Below are 22,685 nucleotides of genomic sequence, written 5' to 3' on the forward strand. Positions count from 1 at the left end.
AGTGGGTTCAGAACTGAACCGTGGCAGGAAAGTTTTGGACGCTGGCTTTCGTAGCCGTGGTGGCCTCCGGCTTGGCTTCCCGGCGCTGATTCTGCATATTGCTGAGTTGCTGCCTGTTTTACTTTTTATCCTCTGCTTATGGAGTCCACTCCGGATATCCTTCTCTATCAATCGGCCGACGGCCACGCCCGGCTGGAAGTGCACCTGCAGAACGAAACCGTCTGGCTCACCCAGGCTCAGATGGTGACGCTCTTTGGCCGGGACCAAAGTGTGATTAGCAGACACTTGCGGGCTGTTTTTAACTCCGGCGAACTGGACGAAGAAAGCAATATGCAAAAAATGCATATTGCTTTTTCCGACAAGCCCGTGACCTACTACAACCTTGACGTTATCATCTCCGTCGGGTACCGGGTGAACTCCCGGCAGGGCACGCAGTTCCGGCAGTGGGCCACGCAGGTGCTGCGGCAGTACCTGGTGCAGGGTTTCGTGCTGAACGAGGAGCGGCTGCGCGAAAACGCCCGCCAGCTCACCGAACTCAAGCGGCTGCTGCGGCTGCAGGGCGAGCTGCTGGAAAACCAGGAGCTGACGCCCGCCCAAACTACGGCCCTGCTGCGGGTGCTCAGCGACTACGCCCGCGCCCTCGACGTGCTCGACCAGTACGACCACCAGCGCCTGCGCATCACGGCCACCTCGCCCGATACACCCTTCGAGCTCACCTACGAAGCCGCCCTACAGGCCGTGGATGGCCTGCGCCAGCAGTTCGGGGGGAGCGTGCTGTTCGGGCGGGAGAAGGATGAGTCGTTCCAGAGCTCGGTGCGCACGATTTACCAGAGTTTTGACGGCGTAGAGCTGTACCCCAGCGCGGAGGAAAAAGCGGCCCACCTGCTCTACTTCGTGGTGAAAAACCATTCCTTTTCCGATGGCAATAAGCGCATTGCAGCCTTTAGCTTCGCTGACCTCCGGTTCTGTTCGTGTGGTTCATGGATAAGAATCACTGCCTCTACAAACCCGACGGCTCTCGCCGCCTCGCCGATAATGCCCTGGTGGCCCTGACCCTGCTCATTGCAGAAAGAAAACCGGAGGACAAGGACGTAATGGTGAAGTTGGTGGTCAACCTCATCAACCAGGAGAACTGAGTGTAGAGACGCAATATTTTGCGTCTCCCCGTCGAACAGCTCTGCCTGGACTTCCCTTCGTGCGACGTCGTTACGCCTTTCGACAGGAAAGCCCAATCCGCTCTTAATAAGCAACATCAGCAACGACGAGACGCAAGATGTTGCGTCTCTACAACCTCCCGGAATCTACCCATCCCAAATAGTCTGCTTCTGCGAAAAATAAACTTTCAGCAAAAATTCGCTAACGAATCCCGCCCCGTTGCGTAGCTTGCACCGCTTCCCTGTTCCACCTTTCACCTTCTCCTGAAACCGATGAACATCCGCAAACTGCTGGTCGCCAACCGGGGCGAAATTGCCATTCGCGTGCTGCGCGCCGCCACCGAGCTGGGCATCCAGACCGTTGCCATCTACACCTACGAGGACCGCTACTCCCTGCACCGCTACAAGGCCGACGAGGCCTACCAGGTGGGCCGCGACGATGAGCCGCTCAAGCCCTACCTTGATATTGAGGCCATCCTGCGCGTGGCCAGGGAGAACGGGGCCGACGCCATTCACCCCGGCTACGGCTTCCTGAGCGAAAACGCCACCCTGGCCCGGCGCTGCCGCGAGGAGGGCATCATCTTCGTGGGCCCGCGGCCGGAAGTGATGGAAGCCCTGGGCGACAAGGTGGCCGCCAAGCGGGTAGCCGTGGAGTGCCAGGTGCCCATCATCGAAAGCAGCGAGCAGGACCTGACCGACCTCGACGTGGCGCTGGCGGAAGCCCACCGCATTGGCTACCCCGTGATGCTGAAAGCGGCCAGCGGGGGCGGGGGCCGGGGCATGCGCGTAATCCGCGACGATGAGCAGCTGGAAAAAGGCTTCTTCGAGGCCCGTAACGAGGCCCTGAAAGCCTTCGGCGACGATACCGTGTTCCTGGAGAAGTTTGTGGAGCGGCCCAAGCACATTGAGGTGCAGCTGGTGGCCGACAACTTCGGCGGCCTCACGCACCTGTACGAGCGCGACTGCTCGGTGCAGCGCCGCTACCAGAAAGTGGTGGAAGTGGCCCCGTCCCTGCACCTGCCCGACCACCTGCGCCACCTGCTGTACGAGTACGCGCTGCGCCTGGGCCGGGCCGTGAACTACAACAACGTGGGCACCGTGGAATTCCTGGTGAACCCCGAGCAGGACCGCATCTACTTCATCGAGGTGAACCCGCGCATTCAGGTGGAGCACACCGTGACGGAGATGATAACCGGCGTGGACCTCATCAAAACCCAGCTGCATATTGCCGACGGCCGCCGCCTCACCGACGCCGAAATTGGGCTGGGGCCGGATAGTACGCCCTTGAAGATGGGCTACGCCATCCAGTGCCGCATTACCACCGAGGACCCCGAGCAGGATTTCAAGCCCGATTACGGCACCATTACGGCCTACCGCTCGGCGGGCGGCTTCGGTATCCGCCTCGACCAGGGCTCGGTGTACCAGGGCGTGAAAGTGTCGCCGTTCTTTGACTCGTTGCTGGTGAAGGTGTCGGCCCACGCGCCCACGCTGGAAGGCGCGGCCCAGAAGATGGCCCGCTCCCTCGACGAGTTCCGGGTGCGGGGGGTAAGCACCAACATCCAGTTTCTGCAGAATATCATTGCCCACCCTGTATTCATGGCGGGGGAGGCCAACGTAGACTTCATCAAAGACCACCAGGAACTGTTCAAGTTCAAACCCCGCCAGGACCGGGCCACCAAGGTGCTCAGCTTCCTCGGCGACGTGATTGTGAACGGCAACCCCGACGTGCGCGGCCCGTGGACCCCAAGCGCGACCTGCGCAAGCCCCGCCTGCCGCACTACGACCCCGCCGCCCCGCTGCAGCCCGGCACCAAGGACAAGCTCACCGAGCTGGGCCCCGACGAGTTTGCCAAGTGGCTGCGGGCCGAGCGCCAGATTCACTACACCGATACCACCCTGCGCGACGCCCACCAGAGCCTGCTGGCCACTCGCATGCGCACCTTCGATATGCTGAAGGTGGCCGAGCGCTACGCCCGCCAGCACCCGCAAACCTTCTCGCTGGAGTGCTGGGGCGGGGCTACGTTTGATGTGGCCCTGCGCTTCCTGCACGAAGACCCCTGGGAGCGGCTGGCCAAGCTGCGCGCCGCCGTGCCCAACATCCTGCTCCAGATGCTCATCCGCGGGGCCAACGGCGTGGGCTACAAAGCCTACCCCGACAACCTGACGGAGCGGTTTGTGGAGCAGGCCGCCGAAACCGGCATCGACGTGTTCCGCATCTTCGACTCCCTGAACTGGATGAAGGGGATGGAGGCCTGCATCGGGTTCGTGCGCAACCGCACCGACCGGCTGGCCGAAGCCTGCATCTGCTACACCGGCGACATTCTGGACCCCCGGCGCAACCAGAAGTACAACCTCGACTACTACCTGCGCCTGGCCCGGCAGATTGAGGACGCCGGGGCCCACATCCTGTGCATCAAGGACATGGCCGGGCTGCTGAAACCCTATGCCGCCACCGAGCTGATTACGGCCCTGCGCGACACCGTGAGCCTGCCCATCCACCTGCACACCCACGACACCAGCTCCCTGCAGCCCGCCACCTACCTGAAGGCCGTGGAAGCCGGCGTAGATGTGATTGACGTGGCTCTGGGCGCGCTGTCGGGCCTTACCTCGCAGCCCAACTTCAACGCCGTGGTGGAGATGCTGCGCGGCCAGGAGCGCCACCGGGAGTTCGACCAGGAGTCGCTCAATGAGTTCAGCAACTACTGGGAAACCGTGCGCGAGTATTACTACCCCTTCGAGTCGGGGCTGAAGGCGGGCACCTCGGAGGTGTTCCAGCACGAAATTCCGGGCGGGCAGTACTCCAACCTGCGGCCCCAGGCGGCTTCGCTGGGCTTGCTGGACAAGTTCGAAACCGTGAAAACCACCTTTGCAGAAGTGAACCAGCTGTTTGGGGATATCGTGAAGGTGACGCCCTCCTCGAAAGTAGTCGGCGACATGGCCCTGTTCCTGGTCAGCAACAACCTCACCACCCGCGACGTGCTGGAAAAAGGCCACACGCTCAACTTCCCTGAGTCGGTGCGCGACCTGTTCCGCGGCGACATCGGGCAGCCCGAGGGCGGCTGGCCCCACGAGGTGCAGCAGGTGATTCTCAAAGACGAGCAGCCCTTCACCGACCGCCCCAACGAGCACCTGGCCCCCATTGATTTCGGGGCCGAGGAAGCCCGGTTTGCCGAGAAATTCGGCCGCCGTGGGAAGTTCACCGATGTGCTGTCGTGGCTGTTGTACCCGAAGGTATTCGAGCAGTACTGGCAGCACCGCGAGGAGTACGGCGACGTGGCCGTAGTACCCACGCGGGTGTTCTACTACGGCCTGCAGCCCGGCGAGGAAACCATCATCGACATTGCCCGGGGCAAAAGCATTATTGTGGGCCTGCAAAGCATCGGGCCGGTAAATGAGGACGGCTGCCGCACCATCTTCTTCACCCTCAACGGCCAGACGCGCAACCTCGAAATCCGGGACACCTCGGTGGAAGTGAAGCGCGTGCAGAACCCCAAGGCCGACAAAGGCAACCCCCGCCAGCTGGGCGCGCCGCTGCAGGGCCTGCTGAGCCGGGTGCTGGTAGAGAGCGGTCAGCCCGTGCGCAAAAACGAACCCCTGTTCATCATCGAGGCTATGAAAATGGAAACCACCATCACTGCCCCCGCCGATACCACCGTGCAGGTCGTGAGCCTCTCCGAAGGCAGCCTGGTAAACGCCGATGATCTGGTGCTGACGCTGGGGTAAGGACTGCAGATAGTCGGCAAAACCGGTATATTAGACTAATAATAGCCCTTTTACTTGATCTTTCTATGATTCTTCGGATTTCTCTGGCCCTAGCGGCCGCTCTATTGACTACCAGCGCGTGGGCACAACAAGGGTCAATAAGTCAGGCAGGTACGGCTGCTCAGGCTAATGTGGATGCCTTGGTGAATGGAGCCGCTGCGGTGCTGCCCCGGGGCGAAGCCTACGGCACCATCGGCACCCCGTACGCCGACAACCGCTGGCTGCCCGGACATCTGCACATGACCACTGGCGTTCCACTGGCGCCCATTCCGCTGAAGTACGATGTGCTGAACCGGCGGCTGCTGATGATGCCCCTCAACCGTAAAGACTCGCTGCTGCTGGATGACCGACGGGTGACGAGTTTTGAGCTGGATGTGCCAGCTGGGCTGCAGCCCGCGCACCAGCGCGTTTTTCGCCGTTTTCTGGAAGCCCCGGAGCCCAGCCAGCGCACTGAGTACGTAGAGGTACTACACGCCGGAAACTACACCCTGCTCAAACGCTTCGGGAAAAAGCTCATTAAAGCCGATTACCAGGGAGCGTATAGCAGCGGGGAGCGGTACGACAAGATTGACGATAAAGTGACCTATTACCTGCTGCGCCCCGATAAGAAGCTGGAGCCGGTGAAGCTGAACCTGAAAGAACTGCAGGCCGCCGCCCCCGAGCTGAAACTGAAAGGTGCCCCCGGGGCCAGCCAGGCCAAATCGGAAGCCGAATGGGCGGCCGTGCTAGCCGCCGTTGATACAAAAGCGGCTAATACAAAATAGGAGAACAGGAGTAGGCTACCAGTACAACCCACGTCCGGCCTTGGCTACCTTCATTCAGGGTAGCCGGGGCCGGACGTAGGTTTTACCGGATTTTAGCGGCCCTGGTGTAGCTCGGCCAGCGGGCCAGCGGCAGGCTCCCCGTACAGCCGCAGCGTATCCCGGCTGATTTGGTACGTGCGCGTGTTGGTAAGCGCATTGGTGAAGCCAGTCTCAACAGCCAGGTCCGGACAGGCCATGCGCGTCGATAGCAATGCGCCGAACCGGAGCTGCTGTGCGGCGGGCAGTTCCACCGACGCTCTGAACCGGTTGCAGGAGGCCTGACCTTCCGCCTGCAGCTGCTCCGGGCTGATTTGCAGGTACAGCTCCTTGGGCGAGGTCACCTGCAGTGGCTGCCCGGCCAGCGCGTGCAATACCCAGCGCGTGCCGCGCAGCTCGGTGGCCGGGGCCGCCTCGGTGGCGGTAGTATTGTCAGTGGTGGGAGCGGTAGTCTGGCAGGCGGCCATCGGAAGAAGCAACAACAGGCTGTAACGAAGCATAGGAAGAAGAGACAAGCGGACGGATGAAAGGCGCAAAACCTAAATTTTTTGCGGCCAACAAATTGTACCCCGTAAAGAACAAAATGGTTATTTTGCGGTATGCGAAAATCCCCCCCGTTCGTTCTCTTCCTCGCGCTGTTTGCTACTCAGGTCTTTGCCCAAAAAAAGTCCGCACCTGTTCCCGCAAGTCCTGGTGTGCCCCAGGCAACCGTTGAGCGCATCATCCGTACCCTGGCTGCCGACGATATGCAGGGCCGCGCTACCGGCAAGCCCGGCAGCGTAAAAGCCGCCGAGTTTCTGGCCGCTGAATTTCAGCGTATCGGCCTCACACCGCTACCTGGTCTGCAAAATTTCATGCAGACGTTTCCGGCCTACGAAACCCGCACAGCCGCCGCTTTCGTCACTATCAACGGTGCCAAAGTAGCCCCCGACAAGATGCTGCTGATTTCGGGTCAGCCCCACCTCAACTGGACGGAAGCCGACGAACCGGCCCCGCGGGTTGTTACCGTGGGCCCACAGGATAACCTGATGCAGCAAATCCGCCCGCTGCTGGACCCCAGGGAGAACACCATTGTATTCATTGACCCCGTGCAGGCGGCGGCCTTCAACCGCGTGGTCGGCTACGTAAAGCGTGGCGGCCTGCGGCCCGAAAAACCCGCTCCGTTTACCACGCTGCTCATTCTGGCTCCGCCGGCCGCTACACCGCTGAAGTTTCAGGTGGCCGCCACCACCACCATCCGAACCGTGGAGCTGCGCAACGTGGTGGGCGTGTTGCCCGGTAAGGATGCCGCCCGCGCCACCGAGCAGGTAGTGTTCAGCGGCCACTACGACCACCTGGGCTTCCTGCCCGCCGTGGCCGGCGACTCCATTGCCAACGGGGCCGACGACGACGCCAGCGGCACCACCGCCGTGGTGGCCCTGGCCGAGTACTTCAAGAAGAAAAACGACAACGCCCGCCCGCTGGTGTTTGTGGCCTTCACGGCCGAGGAAATCGGGGGCTTTGGCGCGCGCCATTTCTCCAAGCAGCTTGACCCGAAGAACGTGGTGGCCATGTTCAACATCGAAATGATTGGCAAGCAGGCCAAGTTCGGCCCCAACACGGCCTTTATCACCGGCTTTGATCGGTCCGACTTCGGCAAAATGCTGCAGGATAACGCCAAGGGCACGGTGTTCCGCTTCGAGCCCGACCCGTACCCCGAGCAAAACCTGTTCTACCGCTCCGACAACGCCACATTGGCCCGCCTGGGCGTCCCGGCCCACACCATCAGCACCGACCAGATTCCAACCGATAAGAAGTACCACTCGGTGGACGACGAGGTGGAAAGCCTGGACCTAGCCAACATGACGGCCGTTATTACGGCCATCGGCCGCGCCGCCAGCGGCATCATCAGCGGCCAGCAGACGCCCACCCGCATTGCGCCGGAAACGGTGAAGCAGTAGCGCGGCTACAACGGGCCTTAGCGCTCAAAAACGGGGAGAAGAGTCCAGTGCACCGGACTTTTCTCCCCGTTAGATTTGCTACTCTATAGACGGTTATAGATTGTGTGCTTGTTCTTATCCGAAGTATGTCCATGCGTAGTTTGTCAGTAGTACTATTATGCTTGCTGTATTGTACTTGGGCGGAGGCCCAGTATAAAGCAAGGGCATTGCCTGAACCTCCAGGGTGTGTGCAAGTATCAGATAGCCTATATATGGATGAAGCAGAGGTAGTTAACATTCATTGGCTTGAGTATATACATCACATCCGGCAGGACTCCTCAAATGCTTTCTATAGAAGTCAAATTCCTGATTCTACTGTGTGGAATACAACTGTCAGAGGAACTGATGGTCACGTATCAGACCCATTTACAGCTTACTATTTCAGGTACCCAGGCTTTCGGTACTACCCATTAGCAGGCGTGAGTTACGAGCAGGCCGTAGCGTATTGCCGTTGGCGGAGCAACATGGTCAACGCCGGCTATTTCCAGTCAGCGGAGTTCCAGCGGAAGCACCCGGAGTTGCGCAATTTTACTGTATTGGCCGAATATCGCCTGCCCACGGAAGCCGAATGGGAGCAGGCTGCGGCTGGTGGCTTGCCAATCGGTATTGAACCGTTACAGCTGGTGCCACCGTCTTCCAAATCCCGCTTCAAACCGCTGCAACTGCGCAAGGAAAAGGCCTTGGATTCCTGCCTGACTGCTCTGGTTTTACCCAAGGGTAAGGCTGTATTTCGGCTTCCCTACACGTTGCTGGAAAACTTCATTTCAGAGGAGAATGGCCAGCCATTCTTCTGTGCCGCGTATCGGCAGTTTTTCACGGAATACATCTACAATCATCCGCCAACTGCAAACAAACTGTACAACGTTATTGGCAACGTGGCTGAGCTAACGGCGGTCAAAGGAGTAGCAAAAGGCGGCTCGTTTCGGTCGTCGGTGCGGCAGATTACGGTGCGTTCCCGGCAGTTGTATCAAGGTCCGCAATGCTGGCTAGGGTTTCGGTGCGTAGCTACGGTGCGGCTGGTGCCCAAAACTGCCGCACGGTAGGGCATATCCTCGCTGCATTCCGACCTTTCTGCGCTGTATCTTTGTTGATTCTCCACTGGCTTTATTCCAGTAGTATCATCCACTTGAGAGAAACAACGAGTGAAAGTTTGCATTGCCGAAAAGCCCAGCGTGGCCCGCGAAATTGCCCAGGTGCTGGGTGCCAACCGCAAAATGGACGGCTACTTCGAGGGCAACGGCTACCAGGTAACCTGGACGTTCGGCCACTTCTGCCAGCTGCGCGAGCCCGAGGACTACCGCCCCGAGTGGAAGCGCTGGAGCATTCACGATTTGCCCATGCTGCCCGAGCAGTTCGGCATCAAGCTCATGCGCCGCGACGACGGCGTAGTGCGGCAGTTCAACGTAATTAAGAGCCTGCTGGCCTCCGCCGAGGAAGTTATTAACTGCGGCGACGCCGGGCAGGAAGGAGAGGTGATTCAGCGCTGGGTGCTGCTGGAGGCCAAGTACCGTAAGCCCACCAAGCGCCTCTGGATTTCCTCGCTCACCGAAGAGGCCATCCGCCAGGGCTTCCAGAACCTGCGCGAGGGCTCGGAGTTCGACTCGCTCTACCAGGCCGGTAAGAGCCGCGCCGTGGGCGACTGGCTGCTGGGCCTGAACGCCACTAGGTTGTTTACACTCAAGTACGCGCCCGGGCAGCGGCAGGTGCTCAGCATCGGGCGGGTGCAGACGCCCACGCTGGCCCTGCTGGTAGACCGGTACCACGAAATCCAGAACTTCCGGCCCGAGCCCTACTGGGTGCTGCGCACCGAGTACCGGGGCACCATGTTCAGCCACGTAGCCGTGGTGAAAAAGGGCAAGGACGACGACGAGCCCGACGAAAAAGCCCGCCTAAAAGCCCGCGGCTACTTCGTGACCCAGGAGGAAGCCGACGCGGCCCTGGCCCAGGTAACCGGCCAGCCGCTCACGGTGACGAACGTGGAAATCAAGAAGGCGCTGGAGAGTCCGCCTGCGCTGTTCGACCTGACCTCCCTGCAGGTGCAGTGCAACAACCAGCTGGGCCTCTCGGCTGAGGATACGCTCAAAACCGTGCAGGGCCTCTACGAGAAAAAAGTGGTGAGCTACCCCCGCGTGGATACCACCTTCCTGCCCGACGACCAGTACCCCAAAATCCCTGGCATCCTGCGCGGGCTGGGCGGCGTGCACGCGGCCCTGGTGGCCCCGCTGCTGGCGGGCGGCAAAATCCGCAAGAGCACCAAGGTGTTCAACAACCAGAAGGTGACGGACCACCACGCCATCATCCCCACCGGGGCCAGCGCGGGCAGCCTGCACGGCACCGAGCAGCGGGTGTACGACATCATCACGCGCCGCTTCCTGGCCGCGTTTTACCCCGATTGCGAAGTCTCAAACACCACCGTAACTGCCGATGTGGCCGGGCGCACCTTCCGGGTGCGGGGCCGGCAGATCCTGAGCCCCGGCTGGCGCGAGGTGTACGGTGACCCGGAGAAGCAACAGGCTCCCTCGGCCCCTAAAGCGGCCGGTGAAGGCGACGACGATGTGGTGAGTACCGTGCTGCCCAGCTTCCAGAAAGACGAAACCGGCCCCCACAAGCCCCGCCTCGACGCCAAGCAAACCCAGCCCCCGCGCGAGTACTCGGAGGCCATGCTGCTGCGGGGCATGGAAACCGCGGGCCGCAACGTGGACGATGAGGAGCTGCGCCAGGCCATGAAGGAAAACGGTATCGGCCGCCCTTCGACCCGCGCTGCCATCATCGAAACCCTGTTTAAGCGCGGCTACATCCGCCGCGACCGGAAAAAGATTGTGCCCACGCCCACCGGGGTAGAGCTCATCGGCCTCATCCGAAACCCCACGCTGAAGTCGGCGGAGTTGACGGGGCAGTGGGAGCGGAAGCTGCGCCAGATTGAAGGCGGTCAGCTCGACCAGGAGCAGTTTCTGGGCGAGCTGAAGCAGCTGGTGCGCGAAATGGTGCTGGAAGTAAAGCACGATGGCTCCGGCCGCGCCGTAACGGTAGCTAATGGTGGACAACCCGCGTCGGCGGTCGGTAAATCCGCACCTACTCGCCTAATAACCAACAACCAACAACCACAAACCAACCTAGGCTTAGGCCCGTGCCCGGCCTGCAGCAGTGGCCACGTGCTGCGCGGGAAATCAGCCATGGGCTGCTCCCGCTGGAAGGAAGGGTGTCAGTTCCGGCTACCGGTGGAGTTCGAGGGTAAGAAATTCACCGACAAGCAGGTGGGCGACCTGCTCAAAAAAGGCCGCACCCAGGTAATGCAGGGCTTCCTGGACGATGCCGGCAACAAGTTCGGGGCCGCCATCCGGCTCACGCCCGCCCGGACGCTGGAGTTGGTGCGCGCCGCCGAAAGCAAGCCCACCACCCCCCAGGACCCCGGCCAGATACCCTGCCCGGTGTGCCGCCTGGGCCAGATGCTGAAGGGCAAAAGTGCCTGGGGCTGCTCCCGCTTCCGCGAGGACTGCCAGTTCCGGGCCCCATTCGAGTGGGGCGGTAAAACCCTCACCGACGCCCAGATGAACCAGCTTCTGCGCAAAGGCAAAACTGGCGTCATCCGCGGCTTCATCTCCAGCAAAACCGGTAACCGCTACGAAGCCGCCCTGCAGGTAGGGGCTGATGGGCGCATTGAGCCGGTGTTTGACAACAAGGGGTGATGAGCGGTAGGAACATGCTGATTGAAGTCGAATTATGGCATAGGTTAACTATATATGATACAAGTGTCTGTTTATGAGTGCTTTGTCAGGTGTCTTTTCCTGACTAGCCTAATTCTGTTAGTGCTTGGGGCAGCACCAGATACTTTTTGCCAGGTAGCGGCGCATAAGTATGTGCCCGGCCGGATTGCTGCCATAAAAACGGATGAGCAGGTGCTGGAGCTGATTCGGCCGTTCGGGTGGGAATTCGAAGAGGCTGTGCTGGGAGATTCAGCCGCAGCAGCGTACCGGCCTTATCGTTTCACCCGGTTTGCAGTGCGGGGAGCACAGACGTGGTTCAAAGCCGATTTCGACCACAACGGGTTACCCGATTTGCTGGTGCTGGCCCGGCGTAAGGATATTCCGTTTGTGTTTTGCGTGCTGGATATGGGAAGCAAGTTTCAGGTAGCGCGCAATTTCGCTAATGGTGTGCGCCGTCGTCAGCCTGTAGCTCGGGTGGTTGTACGAAATGGTCAAGACTTACTGGAATACGCTGATTTTGCCAGGTGGAGAGGGCGAGGGGGAAAGTTGACAGACCGCCGTACCTCGCTGTTATCCTTCGTCGCGGGTGGATTCGTGGAGTATAATCACCGACCTGTCCTTTGTCAGGTTAGACAGCTTACGTACGAAAGCTTTTACGCTTACCACCAAACTGTACGCACCCGCATTGCAGTAAAAGGAGACTCAATTCAGTTCTGGGAGCAATGTACGGATAGACTCGACAGCACCCGGAATTCACAAGCTCAACAGCGGAAACTACTGATGCCCGCGCAACGGCAGCAACTAGTTCAATTGCTGTCTTATATCAATTATTCCGCCCTCCGGAATAACTATGGTAGTATTCATGTTAATCATACTACCCACGTTGAGTTGACGGTAGAGAATGAACATGGGGAAAAGAAGAGTATTGATGATTTAAATGGATACGGAACGATGGGTTTGGGACGGTTGTATGCCTTACTCCGTGAATTAGCCAGCCCGTAACTTCCCATGCCTCCCCACCTCGATAAAACGCTGTTCCTGCTCGGCCTAGGCCTGATGGTGCTGGGGACGCTGCTGTGGCTGGGCGGCGGTAATCTGCTGGCCTGGTTCGGGCGGCTGCCGGGCGATGTGCGGGTGGAGCGGCCCGCAAGGGCGGTTCCTCGCCGGTAGTGGCCGTGCTCGATTACCCCGAACTGGTGACGCAGTCTGGCCTGAATCTGCTCTGCACCCCGGCAACGACGTAGAATCAACCACGGCCGAGGTGGGCTCGGGGGCCACGGTAGTACTATTTACCACCGGCCTCCTGGGCACGCCCACCGGCAACTCCATTGCCCCGGCGGTCAAAATCAGCAGCAACACGGCTTTGGCCCGGCGCATGCCCGACATCATCGACCTGAATACCGGCACCGTCATCGACGGGGAAGAAACCATTGAGCAGGCCGGCGCCCGCATCCTCGACTACGTGGTGCGCGTGGCCAGCGGTGAGGAAGTAGTCGCCGTGCGCCACGACCAGACCGATTTCATCCCCTGGAAGCGCGGGGTGAGTTTATAAGCTGATTTCTATCTGTCATCCTGAGCTTGCGAAGGACCTCATCACGCCTGGATTGTGCCTGAGTGAATTGTGCATGAGGGATAAGCTCCTTCGCGCTGCTCAGGATGACAGGAGTATAAAATCCCCACCCATGAAGCCTTTTCTCAACGACGACTTTCTGCTGCAAACCGCCACGGCCCGCATGCTCTATCACGGGTACGCCCGGCCGATGCCCATCATCGACTACCACAACCACCTGCTGCCCGAGCAGATTGCCGAGGACCGGCAGTTTGACGCCATCACCCAGGTATGGCTCTAAGGCGACCATTACAAGTGGCGGGTCATGCGCACCAACGGCGTGCCCGAGCACTACATCACCGGCGACGCTTCGGACTGGGAAAAGTTTGAGAAATGGGCCGAAACCGTGCCCCAGACGGTGCGCAACCCTCTCTACCACTGGACGCACCTGGAGCTGCAGCGCTACTTCGGCATCACGGAGCTGCTGAATCCAGCCTCGGCCCGCCGCATCTACGAGCAGTGCAACGCCCTGCTGCAAACCCCCGCGTACTCGGTGCGTAACCTGCTGCGCCGCATAAACGTGGAGGCCCTCTGCACCACCGACGACCCGGCCGATTCCCTGGAGCACCACCGTGCCCTGCAGGCCGGCGGCTTCGAAATTCAGGTGCTGCCCACGTTCCGCCCCGATAAGGCCATGGCCGTGGAGGATGCCGCCACCTACAACGCCTACCTCGACAAGCTGGGCCAGTCGGCGGCCGTAGACATCCAGACCTACCACGACCTGCAAGCGTCCCTGCGCAACAACAACAACTCCCGCATGCTGCGCCAGCTCGGCCCCGATACCGGCTGGGACTCCATCGGCGACTTCTCGCAGGCCCGCGCCCTGGCCCGCTTCCTCGACTCGCAGGACAAGCTGGCCAAAACCATCCTCTACAACCTCAACCCCGCCGACAACGAGCTGCTGGCCACCATGGTAGGCAACTTCAACGACGGCTCGGTGGCCGGCAAGGTGCAGTTCGGCTCGGGCTGGTGGTTTCTGGATCAGAAGGAGGGCATGGAAAAGCAGCTCAACGCTCTGAGCAACATGGGCCTGCTGAGTCGTTTTGTGGGCATGCGCACCGATTCGCGCAGCTTCCTCTCGTACCCCCGGCACGAGTATTTCTGCCGGGTACTCTGCAACCTGCTGGGCGAGAACGTGGAGAACGGCGAGCTGCCCGCTGATCTGGACCTGCTGGGCGGCATCGTGCAGAATATTTGCTACCACAACGCGAAAGCCTATTTTGGCTTCGCGAATGCACCGGCAAACGCCTCATCAGTGGCGGTTTAAGTAAAAAAAGAAGCGAAAAAACTGGGCTACTACCTAAAGTCCAAGCATCTTTACCAACTTATCACAATCGATTGTGTAAGCAAAGGCTAATTTCGGAGCTTAAAGTGCTGAACCAGTTAATAGAAGCCACGGAACATGAAGCAAGTTGTCACCTTTGGTGAAATTATGATGCGGTTGTCGCCCCCACAGTGCCAGCGGTTGTCGCAGGCGGCTTCGCTGGACGTAACCTACGGTGGGGGAGATGCCAACGTGGCCGCCGGGCTGGCCTACCTGGGCGTACCGGCCGCCCACGCCGGCTGCTTCCCGATAACGCCGTGGGCCGCGCCGCCGCGCAGCATTTTCAGCACCACGGGGTAGATATGCAGCACTGCGTGTTCCGGGGCCACCGGCTGGGGCTGTATTTCCTGGAGGTAGGAGCCTCGCTGCGGGCCAGCCGCATCGTGTACGACCGGTACGACTCGGCCTTTGCCAACCTGAAGCCGGAGTGGTTTAACTGGGACGCGGTATTCAGTAATGCCCAGTGGCTGCACTGGACGGGTATCACGCCCGCCATTTCGTCCACGGCCGCGCAGGCTACCCGGGAGGCCATTGCTGCCGCCCGCCGCCTCGGCCTCACCGTATCGGCCGACGTGAACTACCGCCGCAACCTCTGGCAGTACGGCCAGCGCGCCCAGGACGTGATGTCCGAGCTGGTAGCCGGCTGCGACCTGGTGGTGTGCACGGAAGGCGACGCCGAAGACCTGTTCGGCATCAAACCCGAAGCCGGGGCCGAAAACAGCTTCATATCGATGAGCCAACAGCTGATGGCGCGGTTCCCGCAGATCAAGCAGGTTATTGCTACCCGTCGCAATACCCAAAGTGCCTCCCACGAGCGAATCCGGGGCCTGGCCTACAGCGGCGGCGAGTACTTCGAAACCGAGGACTTCGACATCAACCCCGTGGTGGACCGCATCGGTGGGGGCGACGCCTTTATTTCCGGCTTCATCTACGGCCAGCTGACCTATCCCATGGTGCCGCAGGCCCTCACGTTTGCCACCGCCGCCTCCGCCCTCAAGCACACCATCCCCGGCGACATCAACTTGGTAACCGCCGCCGAAGTCGAACACATTGTAGCCGGCAACACCACCGGCCGCCTGCTCAGGTAGCGGCGGTTTTTAGTGGGTGGTTTTTGGTTGGTGGCTCATTGAGTCAAAATCAGAAAACAGAAAGCCACCAACCAAAAACCATCAACCAAAAACCAACAACATGTCCCGCTTTTCCGCCGACCAACTTCTCGAAACCGTGCTGCGCTACCCGGTGGTGCCGGTGTTCTTCCACGCCGATGCGGCGTATGCCAAGCGGATCCTGGAGGTGTGCTATGCCGGCGGACTGCGGGTATTTGAGTTTACAAACCGCGGGACCAATGCTTTTGAAGTATTTACAGAGCTGGTAGCCCACGTGCAGGCCAATTGCCCCGATATGGTGCTGGGTATCGGCACCGTATACACCGCCGAAGATGCCGAGCGGTTTATTGAGGCCGGGGCCGATTTTGTAGTGCAGCCCTGCCTTACGGAAGAAGTGGCCAGCGTGTGCCGCCGCCGCGGAACGCCCTGGCTGCCTGGCACCATGACGGTTTCGGAAGTGTACCACGCTACCCGCCTGGGGGCGGCCGTGGTGAAGATTTTCCCTGGCAACGTGCTGGGGCCGGGCTTCATCAAAAGCCTGCGCGGGCCCATGCCTACCGTGCCCTTAATGGTAACCGGCGGAGTAGAGCCCACCGAGGAAAGCCTGCGCGAGTGGTTTGACGCGGGCGTGAATGTGGTGGGCATGGGCTCCCAGCTGTTCAAAAACGCCGATGAACCCGAAGCCCTGCAGCAGCTGATTGCCCGTCTGCTGGCCTTCACGCAATCTGCCGTGTCATCCTGAGCGAAGGGAAGGACCTTGTCGCGCTAGACCGAGCTGTTCGTTCGTTAGCATGGCACACGTGGTAAGGTCCTTCGCTCCGCTCAGGATGACAAAACGGAATGTCTTGTCAGTGCCGCCTTTGGGTGGCTTCTCCATCTGAGTACTTCCCACCGAATTCCCGAACTCGATGATACAAACTCCCACTGCTCCTGCCACTGCCGCTCCGGCCGCCACGGCGGTTGGCCGGTACCGCTGGACGATTTGTGCGCTGGTGTTCTTCGCCACCACCATCAACTACCTCGACCGGGCCGTTATTTCCCTGCTCAAACCCACCTTGGAAAAGGCGTTCAGCTGGAGTGCCGGCGACTACGCCAACATCGAGCTGTCCTTTAAAGTGGCCTACGCCGTGGGCATGATGGGCGTGGGCCGCGTGATTGACCGGCTGGGCACCAAAACCGGCTACGCCCTCTCCACGCTGCTGTGGAGCCTGGCGGCCATGGGCCACGCCCTGGTGAGCAGCACGGTGGGCTTCTCGGTGGCGCGGGCGTTTCTGGGCGTTACCGAGGCCGGCAATTTCCCGGCGGCCATCAAAACCACGGCCGAGTGGTTTCCGCAGCGGGAGCGGGCCCTGGCAACCGGTATTTTCAACTCGGGCTCCAACGTGGGCGCCATTCTGGCCCCGCTCACGGTGCCGTTTATTGCCGCCGCCAGCGCCAATGGCTGGAAATGGGCTTTCCTGATTACCGGGGGACTGGGCTTTATCTGGCTGGTGCTGTGGTATGCGTATTACGAGGTGCCCGCCCGCCACGCCCGCCTCACCAAAGCCGAGTTCGACTACATCCACAGCGACGTGAACGACATGGCGGCCGTAGCCGTGGAAACCCAGCCCAAAATTTCCTGGGGCCAGCTACTGCGGGTGCGCCAGACTTACGCCTTCATCTTCGGTAAGTTCCTGACCGACCCCATCTGGTGGTTCTACCTATTCTGGCTGCCCGATTTCCTGAACAAGCAATACGGCCTGCAAAACACCGCTGTGGCCCTGCCCGTGGCCCTGGTGTATATCCTGTCCAGCGTGGGCAGCATTGGTGGGGGCTGGATTCCGCTGCGCCTCATCAAAGGGGGCATGCCCGCTTTCCAGGCCCGCAAGATTTCCATGCTGATTATTGCCCTGTGCGTGCTGCCCATCGTGTTTGCCCAGTACCTGGGGCAGCTGAACATGTGGCTGGCCGTGCTGGTGATTGGTATTGCCGCCGCCGCCCACCAAGCCTGGAGCGCCAACATCTTCTCCACCGCCTCCGATATGTTCCCGAAGCGGGCCGTGGCCTCCGTAACCGGCCTGGGCGGCATGGCCGGCGGGCTGGGCGGTATCCTGCTCACGGCCCTGGTGCAGAAGCGCATGTTTGTGTACTACGAAAGCATCGGGCAGCTGAATAAGGCCTACTTCATCATGTTCCTGATTTGTGGCGGCGCGTACCTATTGGCCTGGGTGCTGATGCAGGTGTTTGCCCCCCGCATGCAAATGATTCGCTTCGACGAACCCGCCGCCAAGTAAACGAGGCGGCTGTAAGCAAACTCTCCAACAAACCCGATGGCACTTCCAACCTGGCCCACCTCAAGTACGTGGTGGTACAAATCAAAGACGCTAAAAAAGGCTGGCAGGTGGTGCTCTGGCAAAGCCCGAAACAGCCCGATAAAGGCCTGTAGCGCGAAGCCTTTGCTTCGCGCCTGCCCGGCAACTTGAATAGCCAAATCCTCAAAATTGCCTGACAATACGCGAAGCAAAGGCTTCGCGCTACATGCCCATCCGGAATGCACCCGTGCGCATTCTGCGGGCTCCTCTGGCCCTATTCGTGCTATGAATTTGTCCGTTGAAAACCGCATTGCCCAGCCGGTGGGCACCACCCTGGAGCGCTACATCATGCGCAAGCAGGCCGAGTTTCCGTTTGCCACCGGCGAGCTAAGTCAGCTGCTGCGCGACATTGCGTTGGCGGGCAAAATCGTGAACCGGGAGGTGAACCGGGAGGTGAACCGGGCGGGCCTCACCAGCATCATCGGCAGCATGGGCCAGCAGAACGTGCAGGGCGAGGCTCAGCAGAAGCTCGTTGTGGAAACCAATATCTGGTTCATCAGGGCGCTTACCAACGGGGCGAGGCCTGCGCCGTGCTCAGCGAGGAGGAGGACGACATCATCCATACCGGCAACTGCCAGGGCAAGTACGTGGTAGCCATCGACCCGCTCGACGGCTCCAGCAACATCGATGTCAACATCAGTATCGGCACCATTTTCAGCATCTACCGGCGCGTGTCGGCGGTGGGGCAGCCGGCTGGTCCTGAGGATTTTTGCAGGGCGGGCGCACTCAGGTAGCGGCGGGCTACATCCTGTACGGCTCCAGCACCATGCTCGTGTACACCACCGGCCACGGCGTGGCGGGCTTCACCTACGAGCAGTCGTTGGGCGAATTTTTCCTCTCGCACCCCAGCATCACCATCCCGGCCAGCGGCACCGTGTTCAGCTGCAACGAGGGTTACTGGTTTGATTACCCCGAATACGTGCGGGAGTACCTCACCGAATGCAAGCGCCGGGGCCAGAGCGGGCGGTACGTGGGCTCGTTGGTGGCCGACTACCACCGCAACCTGCTCACGGGCGGTATCTACCTGTATCCGCCCACCGGCAAGAATCCCCAGGGCAAGCTGCGCATCCTCTACAAATGCTTCCCGCTGGCCTACCTGATTGAGCAGGCGGGGGGCGGGCCGAAACCGGCACCGGGCCCGTGCTCGATGTGCAGCCCACCGATTTTCACCAGCGCAGTCCATTATTTGTGGGCTCTCCGGAGCTGGTAGCCAGCCTGTTGGCCGCCGCAGAAGTGGCTGCTGAAAACCTGTGGAAATTCCAGCTAGTTTAAGCATGTGGTTTAGGCAGATTGCCCGAACCGTGTACCTTGACGCGCAATGCCCCGGCTGCGGCCGGCGCCCTGTGCAACCCTACACCTTCTCCCTCATGGCAAAAATTGTTTCCCCGCAGGTAGCGTTTGACTTCCTGCTGCAGCAAACCAAAAACGTTACGCCCGAAATCTTCACGGCCGATGGCAACGGCTACCTGAACCTGCTGGAAGGCCGCTGGCAGGAGCCCGGCACGCCCCGCCCGTTCACGTCGCCCATTGATGGCTCCGAAATCGGCAGCCTGCCCATGCTCAGCCGGGAAGTAGCCCTGCGCGCCGTGCAGGCCGCCAAAAAAGAAGCCGCCGACTGGGCCCGCGTGGACCTGGACGAGCGTAAGCGCCGGGTGCAGGACTGCCTCAACCAGCTGCGCGACAACGTGGAGCTGATTGGCAAGCTGCTGATGTGGGAAATCGGCAAAACCTACAAGCTGGGCTTCACCGACATCGACCGCGCCATTGAAGGCGTGCAGTGGTACGTGGATAATATTGAGGGCATGCTGGGCCAGCGTAAGCCGCTGGGTTTGGTAAGCAACATTGCTTCCTGGAACTATCCCATGTCGGTGCTGCTGCACGCGGTGCTGGTGCAGGCGCTGTGCGGCAACTCGGTTATTGCCAAAACACCCACCGACGGTGGCTTTATTTCGCTGAGCCTTACGTTTGCCATTGCCCGCCGCTGCGGCTTGCCCGTAACGCTGGTGAGCGGCTCGGGCGGCGAGCTGAGCGACGTGCTGGTGAAAAACGAAGCCGTGGATTGCCTCTCGTTTGTGGGCGGGCGCTACAACGGCCGCAACATTGCCGATGCCCTCTCGCAGGAGCACAAGCGTTACATGCTGGAAATGGAAGGCGTGAACACCTACGGCATCTGGAATTTCTCCGACTGGAACGGCCTCGCCGACCAGCTCAAGAAAGGCTACGACTACGGCAAGCAGCGCTGCACAGCCTACGTGCGCTTTGTGGTGGAGCGGCGGCTGTTTCCGCAGTTTGTGGAAACCTACTGGAACACCATCAAGGACCTCAAAATCGGCAACCCCACGCTGGTGGATTCGCCCGACGATAAGCTGCCCGACCTAGCCTTTGGTCCCGTTATCAACCGGGCCCAGGCCGAAGACCTGGACCGCCTCTACCAGGACGCGCTGAAAACCGGAGCCACGCCCATCTACGAGGGCAAGCTCGACGACGCGCTGTTCCTGCCCGGCCAGGACCGCTCGGCCTACCGCGCCCCGCGGGCCCTGGTGAACCTGCCCCGCCAGAGCGAGCTATACTTCAAGGAGCCCTTCGGCCCCATCGACAGCATTGTGCTGGTGGACCGCGTGGAGGAGCTGGTGGGCGAAATGAACATCAGCAACGGGGCCCTGGTAGGAGCTCTGGCTTCGGATGATGAGAAGTGGGCTGCTCGTACGGCTAAAGAGGTGCGCGCCTTTAAAATGGGCATCAACAAGCTCCGCAGCCGCGGCGACCGGGAAGAAGTATTCGGTGGCCTGGGTGAATCGTGGAAAGGGGCCTTCGTGGGCGGCAACCTGCTGGTAGAAGCCGTAACCGAGGGCTCCACGCCCGTACTGGGCAACTTCCCCGAGGCCACGCTGCTGCCGGAGAAAATCTAGGCGTAACGTTCCGTGCTTAAAATCTAAGTAAAGGCAAAGTGAGACGTTCGTTCCGGCGGCACGCTGCCGGAACGAACGTCTCACTTTGCCCTTATAACCAGCTTACCGTCGGCGGATCAGCGTTGGGTGGATTTATTTGGTAATCGGTAGCCGAGCCGGAGCCCGATCTGCTGCTGTGTGGGGTTGCCCAGCGTTACAAAACTGCTGGCCTGCCACTGCGGCGTAATGGTGCCCCGGGCTTCCACAAACCCCGACCACCGGCTCTGGCCCTCGGCAATATCGTAGTCTTTAGCCCGCGCCGCGCCGCCCACCAGTTGCCAGCGCGTACCCCAAAGCCGGTGCCCAAACCCAGGCGGTGCTGGGGTTGGCCACGCCGTAGCCGAGGAAGTTGTAATCGGCCAGGGCAAACAGTTGGGGGCGGGGCCCAACCCGCAATGAGGCCTGCCCATCGAGTACGCTCTGCTCGTCGCCGTACAGGATGCGGTGGTAGCCCAGGCTGCCCGCCATCAGCCCTACACCCACACCCAGCCATTTGCGGTCCAGCTGCACATAGGGATTAACAGCTATGATGGAGTTCCGCTGGGAGGATTCGGAAGGGCCGCCGGGGGGAATGTACAGAGGCGTTTGGCGGTCGGAACCGGCGTGCAGCCGGATGCCCCAGGTGGCCTCGGCTTTATGCAGGCGGCCTTTCTCATCGGTGCCCGGCAAGCGGGTGTGGGCAAACCCCACGGTGCCGGTGGTGTAGCGGTGGCGGTATTCCAGCAGCTGGGATGACCCGTTGCACCCCCCGCCCGTATTCTGTTCCCGCTCAAACGAGCCGGTGCTCAGGCTAAAGTCAACTGTATTGTACGCTTCGCGGCCCGTGTGAGCCGAGTCGACGGGTACCTGACTGGTGAGCATGAATACCACCGTGGCCAGGCCCAGCGGCAGGGCCGCCCGGGCTGGTTGCAACAGGCCGGCGGCCCCCAGCAGCAGCGCCCCGCCTTCCAGCAACAGTACGCCCAGCAGCAGTGCCTTCACCACCAGCACCTCGGGCAGCGTAAGGGCCTGCTGGCCCAGCCAGGCCGTAAGCAGCAATAGCGCCGCCACGGCCAGCAGGTTGCGCACAGAATTCTGAGTAGGCTGCCGCTCGGGCTGTGGGGCCTGCCGCAGCCGCCAAACCCAGAGGCCCAGCACGGCCGGTCCCAGCAGCAGCAGCACCCACTGCACCTGTTTCAGGGCCACGCCCAGGTGCACGTGCGTGGCGGCACCTACCTGCTCGCCGGCCGGGTCGCGCCAGCACTCAATCAGCAGCCGGCCCGTGAGCAGTAGCCCCAGGTGCAGCAACCGCCGACTGCCGCCGGGCCAGGGCTTATGGCGGGTGAGCACCAACACCAGAGCCACGCCCGCGCACAGCAGCAACGAATACAGCTGCGTGGGGTGCACCGGTAAGGAGTGGGCCGCGTGCAGCGGAATGGTGCCCCGCACCGCCTGCACCAGGTAAGGCAGCGTGTCGGGCGGGTAGGTGAGGCCCCAGCCGCCGGCCGTGGCCTCGCCGAAGCAGCAGCCCGTGAGCACGCAGCCTATGCACTGCACCATCAGGGCCGCGCACATGGGCAGCGTGAAGGCATCGAATACGTGCCAACTGAACCCGAATGGCCGCCGCAGTGCCAGCAGCGTGAGCGTGCCCGCCAACGCCCCGCCCAGCACGGTGCGGGCCTCCGAGCCGGGCCAGCGGCCGGTGCTGAGCAGGCCGCGCCACTCCGGGCCACTGAGAGCCAGTAGCTTGGTGCCCAGGATAAACGCCAGGGTGGTGCAGGCCAACAGCACCAGCCAGGGCCGCATAGCATACCCCCGGCGGTGGCCCTCCCACACCAGCAATACCAGGTTCAGGGCAAAGGCCAGCACGTAGAAAATCGAATAGAAGTCGTAGCCGGCATCAGCCGGTACGGCCCACGTGTAGGGTGCGGTAAGTAACAGACAGCTCATAGGAATGGGAAAAGTAAACC

14 protein-coding genes and 5 pseudogenes are annotated in these 22,685 nt (G+C 61.1%); 16 read left to right on the plus strand and 3 right to left on the minus strand.

The genetic code is table 11. The features are described from left to right. Nucleotides 1-138 precede the first annotated feature (138 nt). From rhuM to ACN19L_RS00125, 3 genes and pseudogenes are all read left to right on the plus strand, one after another. Nucleotides 139-1,053 carry a RhuM family protein gene (rhuM, locus tag ACN19L_RS00115; protein ID WP_426491185.1) on the plus strand — a complete coding sequence of 305 codons (915 nt, stop codon included), beginning with the start codon at nt 139-141 and terminating at the stop codon, nt 1,051-1,053. A gap of 374 nt (nt 1,054-1,427) precedes the next feature. Next, nucleotides 1,428-4,876, plus strand: a pseudogene (locus tag ACN19L_RS00120) (pyruvate carboxylase). Nucleotides 4,877-4,941: 65 nt separating this feature from the next. Next, the gene (locus ACN19L_RS00125) at nt 4,942-5,679 is read left to right on the plus strand and encodes a hypothetical protein (protein ID WP_426491548.1); all 738 of its coding nucleotides are present in this window, start codon (nt 4,942-4,944) and stop codon (nt 5,677-5,679) included. Between the two features lie 92 nt (nt 5,680-5,771). Here the strand turns inward: ACN19L_RS00125 and ACN19L_RS00130 are convergent, their stop codons facing one another. Then, complete coding sequence (locus tag ACN19L_RS00130; protein ID WP_426491187.1) at nt 5,772-6,215, minus strand: META domain-containing protein; 444 nt, start codon at nt 6,213-6,215, stop codon at nt 5,772-5,774. Between the two features lie 195 nt (nt 6,216-6,410). Between ACN19L_RS00130 and ACN19L_RS00135 the strand changes: the two genes are divergently transcribed. From ACN19L_RS00135 to ACN19L_RS00195, 13 genes and pseudogenes are all read left to right on the plus strand, one after another. Then, the gene (locus tag ACN19L_RS00135; protein ID WP_426491549.1) at nt 6,411-7,655 is read left to right on the plus strand and encodes a M20/M25/M40 family metallo-hydrolase; all 1,245 of its coding nucleotides are present in this window, start codon (nt 6,411-6,413) and stop codon (nt 7,653-7,655) included. A 131-nt stretch (nt 7,656-7,786) separates the two neighbouring features. Next, entirely contained in the window at nt 7,787-8,737 is a 951-nt protein-coding gene (locus ACN19L_RS00140) for a formylglycine-generating enzyme family protein (protein WP_426491190.1), read from the plus strand. Nucleotides 8,738-8,836: 99 nt separating this feature from the next. Further along, on the plus strand, nt 8,837-11,380 hold the full coding sequence (locus ACN19L_RS00145) for a DNA topoisomerase 3 (RefSeq protein ID WP_426491191.1): 2,544 nt from the start codon (nt 8,837-8,839) through the stop codon (nt 11,378-11,380). 54 nt (nt 11,381-11,434) lie between these two features. Beyond that, on the plus strand, nt 11,435-12,400 hold the full coding sequence (locus tag ACN19L_RS00150) for a hypothetical protein (protein WP_426491192.1): 966 nt from the start codon (nt 11,435-11,437) through the stop codon (nt 12,398-12,400). A gap of 54 nt (nt 12,401-12,454) precedes the next feature. Further along, a complete protein-coding gene (locus ACN19L_RS00155; protein WP_426493605.1) occupies nt 12,455-12,568 on the plus strand; it encodes a DUF2905 family protein in 114 nt (37 codons plus the stop codon). After that, a pseudogene (locus ACN19L_RS00160) lies at nt 12,529-12,950 on the plus strand (altronate dehydratase); the annotation flags it as partial. The gene ACN19L_RS00155 and the pseudogene ACN19L_RS00160, both read left to right, overlap by 40 nt. 181 nt (nt 12,951-13,131) lie before the next feature. Then, a pseudogene (locus ACN19L_RS00165) lies at nt 13,132-13,686 on the plus strand (glucuronate isomerase); the annotation flags it as partial. Nucleotides 13,687-13,740: 54 nt separating this feature from the next. After that, the gene (locus tag ACN19L_RS00170) at nt 13,741-14,274 is read left to right on the plus strand and encodes a glucuronate isomerase (protein ID WP_426493606.1); all 534 of its coding nucleotides are present in this window, start codon (nt 13,741-13,743) and stop codon (nt 14,272-14,274) included. Between the two features lie 168 nt (nt 14,275-14,442). Further along, nucleotides 14,443-15,419, plus strand: a pseudogene (locus tag ACN19L_RS00175) (PfkB family carbohydrate kinase). Between the two features lie 100 nt (nt 15,420-15,519). After that, nucleotides 15,520-16,179: a bifunctional 4-hydroxy-2-oxoglutarate aldolase/2-dehydro-3-deoxy-phosphogluconate aldolase gene (locus ACN19L_RS00180; RefSeq protein WP_426491194.1), complete on the plus strand. Its 660-nt coding sequence runs from the start codon at nt 15,520-15,522 to the stop codon at nt 16,177-16,179. 166 nt (nt 16,180-16,345) lie between these two features. Continuing rightward, nucleotides 16,346-17,710, plus strand: a complete 1,365-nt coding sequence (locus ACN19L_RS00185) for an MFS transporter (protein WP_426491550.1) — start codon at nt 16,346-16,348, stop codon at nt 17,708-17,710. Between the two features lie 303 nt (nt 17,711-18,013). Further along, a pseudogene (gene fbp, locus ACN19L_RS00190) lies at nt 18,014-19,060 on the plus strand (class 1 fructose-bisphosphatase). 95 nt (nt 19,061-19,155) lie between these two features. Then, nucleotides 19,156-20,697 carry an aldehyde dehydrogenase family protein gene (locus ACN19L_RS00195; protein ID WP_426491551.1) on the plus strand — a complete coding sequence of 514 codons (1,542 nt, stop codon included), beginning with the start codon at nt 19,156-19,158 and terminating at the stop codon, nt 20,695-20,697. 116 nt (nt 20,698-20,813) lie between these two features. Here the strand turns inward: ACN19L_RS00195 and ACN19L_RS00200 are convergent, their stop codons facing one another. Then, on the minus strand, nt 20,814-21,008 hold the full coding sequence (locus tag ACN19L_RS00200) for a hypothetical protein (RefSeq protein WP_426491552.1): 195 nt from the start codon (nt 21,006-21,008) through the stop codon (nt 20,814-20,816). Beyond that, nucleotides 20,986-22,665, minus strand: a complete 1,680-nt coding sequence (locus ACN19L_RS00205) for a prolipoprotein diacylglyceryl transferase family protein (RefSeq protein ID WP_426491553.1) — start codon at nt 22,663-22,665, stop codon at nt 20,986-20,988. Before ACN19L_RS00205 ends, ACN19L_RS00200 begins: the two co-directional genes overlap by 23 nt. Nucleotides 22,666-22,685 lie beyond the last annotated feature (20 nt).

This window comes from Hymenobacter sp. 102 (assembly GCF_049949205.1).
In the GTDB taxonomy this organism is placed as follows: Bacteria; Bacteroidota; Bacteroidia; order Cytophagales; family Hymenobacteraceae; genus Hymenobacter.

Bases quoted from the DNA above. Each gene is read 5' to 3' on its own strand.
- ACN19L_RS00195 (WP_426491551.1), top strand. From the start codon at position 19,156: ATGGCAAAAATTGTTTCCCCGCAGGTAGCGTTTGACTTCCTGCTGCAG.
- ACN19L_RS00150 (WP_426491192.1), top strand. From the start codon at position 11,435: ATGATACAAGTGTCTGTTTATGAGTGCTTTGTCAGGTGTCTTTTCCTG.
- ACN19L_RS00130 (WP_426491187.1), bottom strand. From the start codon at position 6,215: ATGCTTCGTTACAGCCTGTTGTTGCTTCTTCCGATGGCCGCCTGCCAG.
- ACN19L_RS00185 (WP_426491550.1), top strand. From the start codon at position 16,346: ATGATACAAACTCCCACTGCTCCTGCCACTGCCGCTCCGGCCGCCACG.
- ACN19L_RS00180 (WP_426491194.1), top strand. From the start codon at position 15,520: ATGTCCCGCTTTTCCGCCGACCAACTTCTCGAAACCGTGCTGCGCTAC.
- ACN19L_RS00140 (WP_426491190.1), top strand. From the start codon at position 7,787: ATGCGTAGTTTGTCAGTAGTACTATTATGCTTGCTGTATTGTACTTGG.
- ACN19L_RS00125 (WP_426491548.1), top strand. From the start codon at position 4,942: ATGATTCTTCGGATTTCTCTGGCCCTAGCGGCCGCTCTATTGACTACC.
- rhuM (WP_426491185.1), top strand. From the start codon at position 139: ATGGAGTCCACTCCGGATATCCTTCTCTATCAATCGGCCGACGGCCAC.
- ACN19L_RS00155 (WP_426493605.1), top strand. From the start codon at position 12,455: ATGGTGCTGGGGACGCTGCTGTGGCTGGGCGGCGGTAATCTGCTGGCC.
- ACN19L_RS00205 (WP_426491553.1), bottom strand. From the start codon at position 22,665: ATGAGCTGTCTGTTACTTACCGCACCCTACACGTGGGCCGTACCGGCT.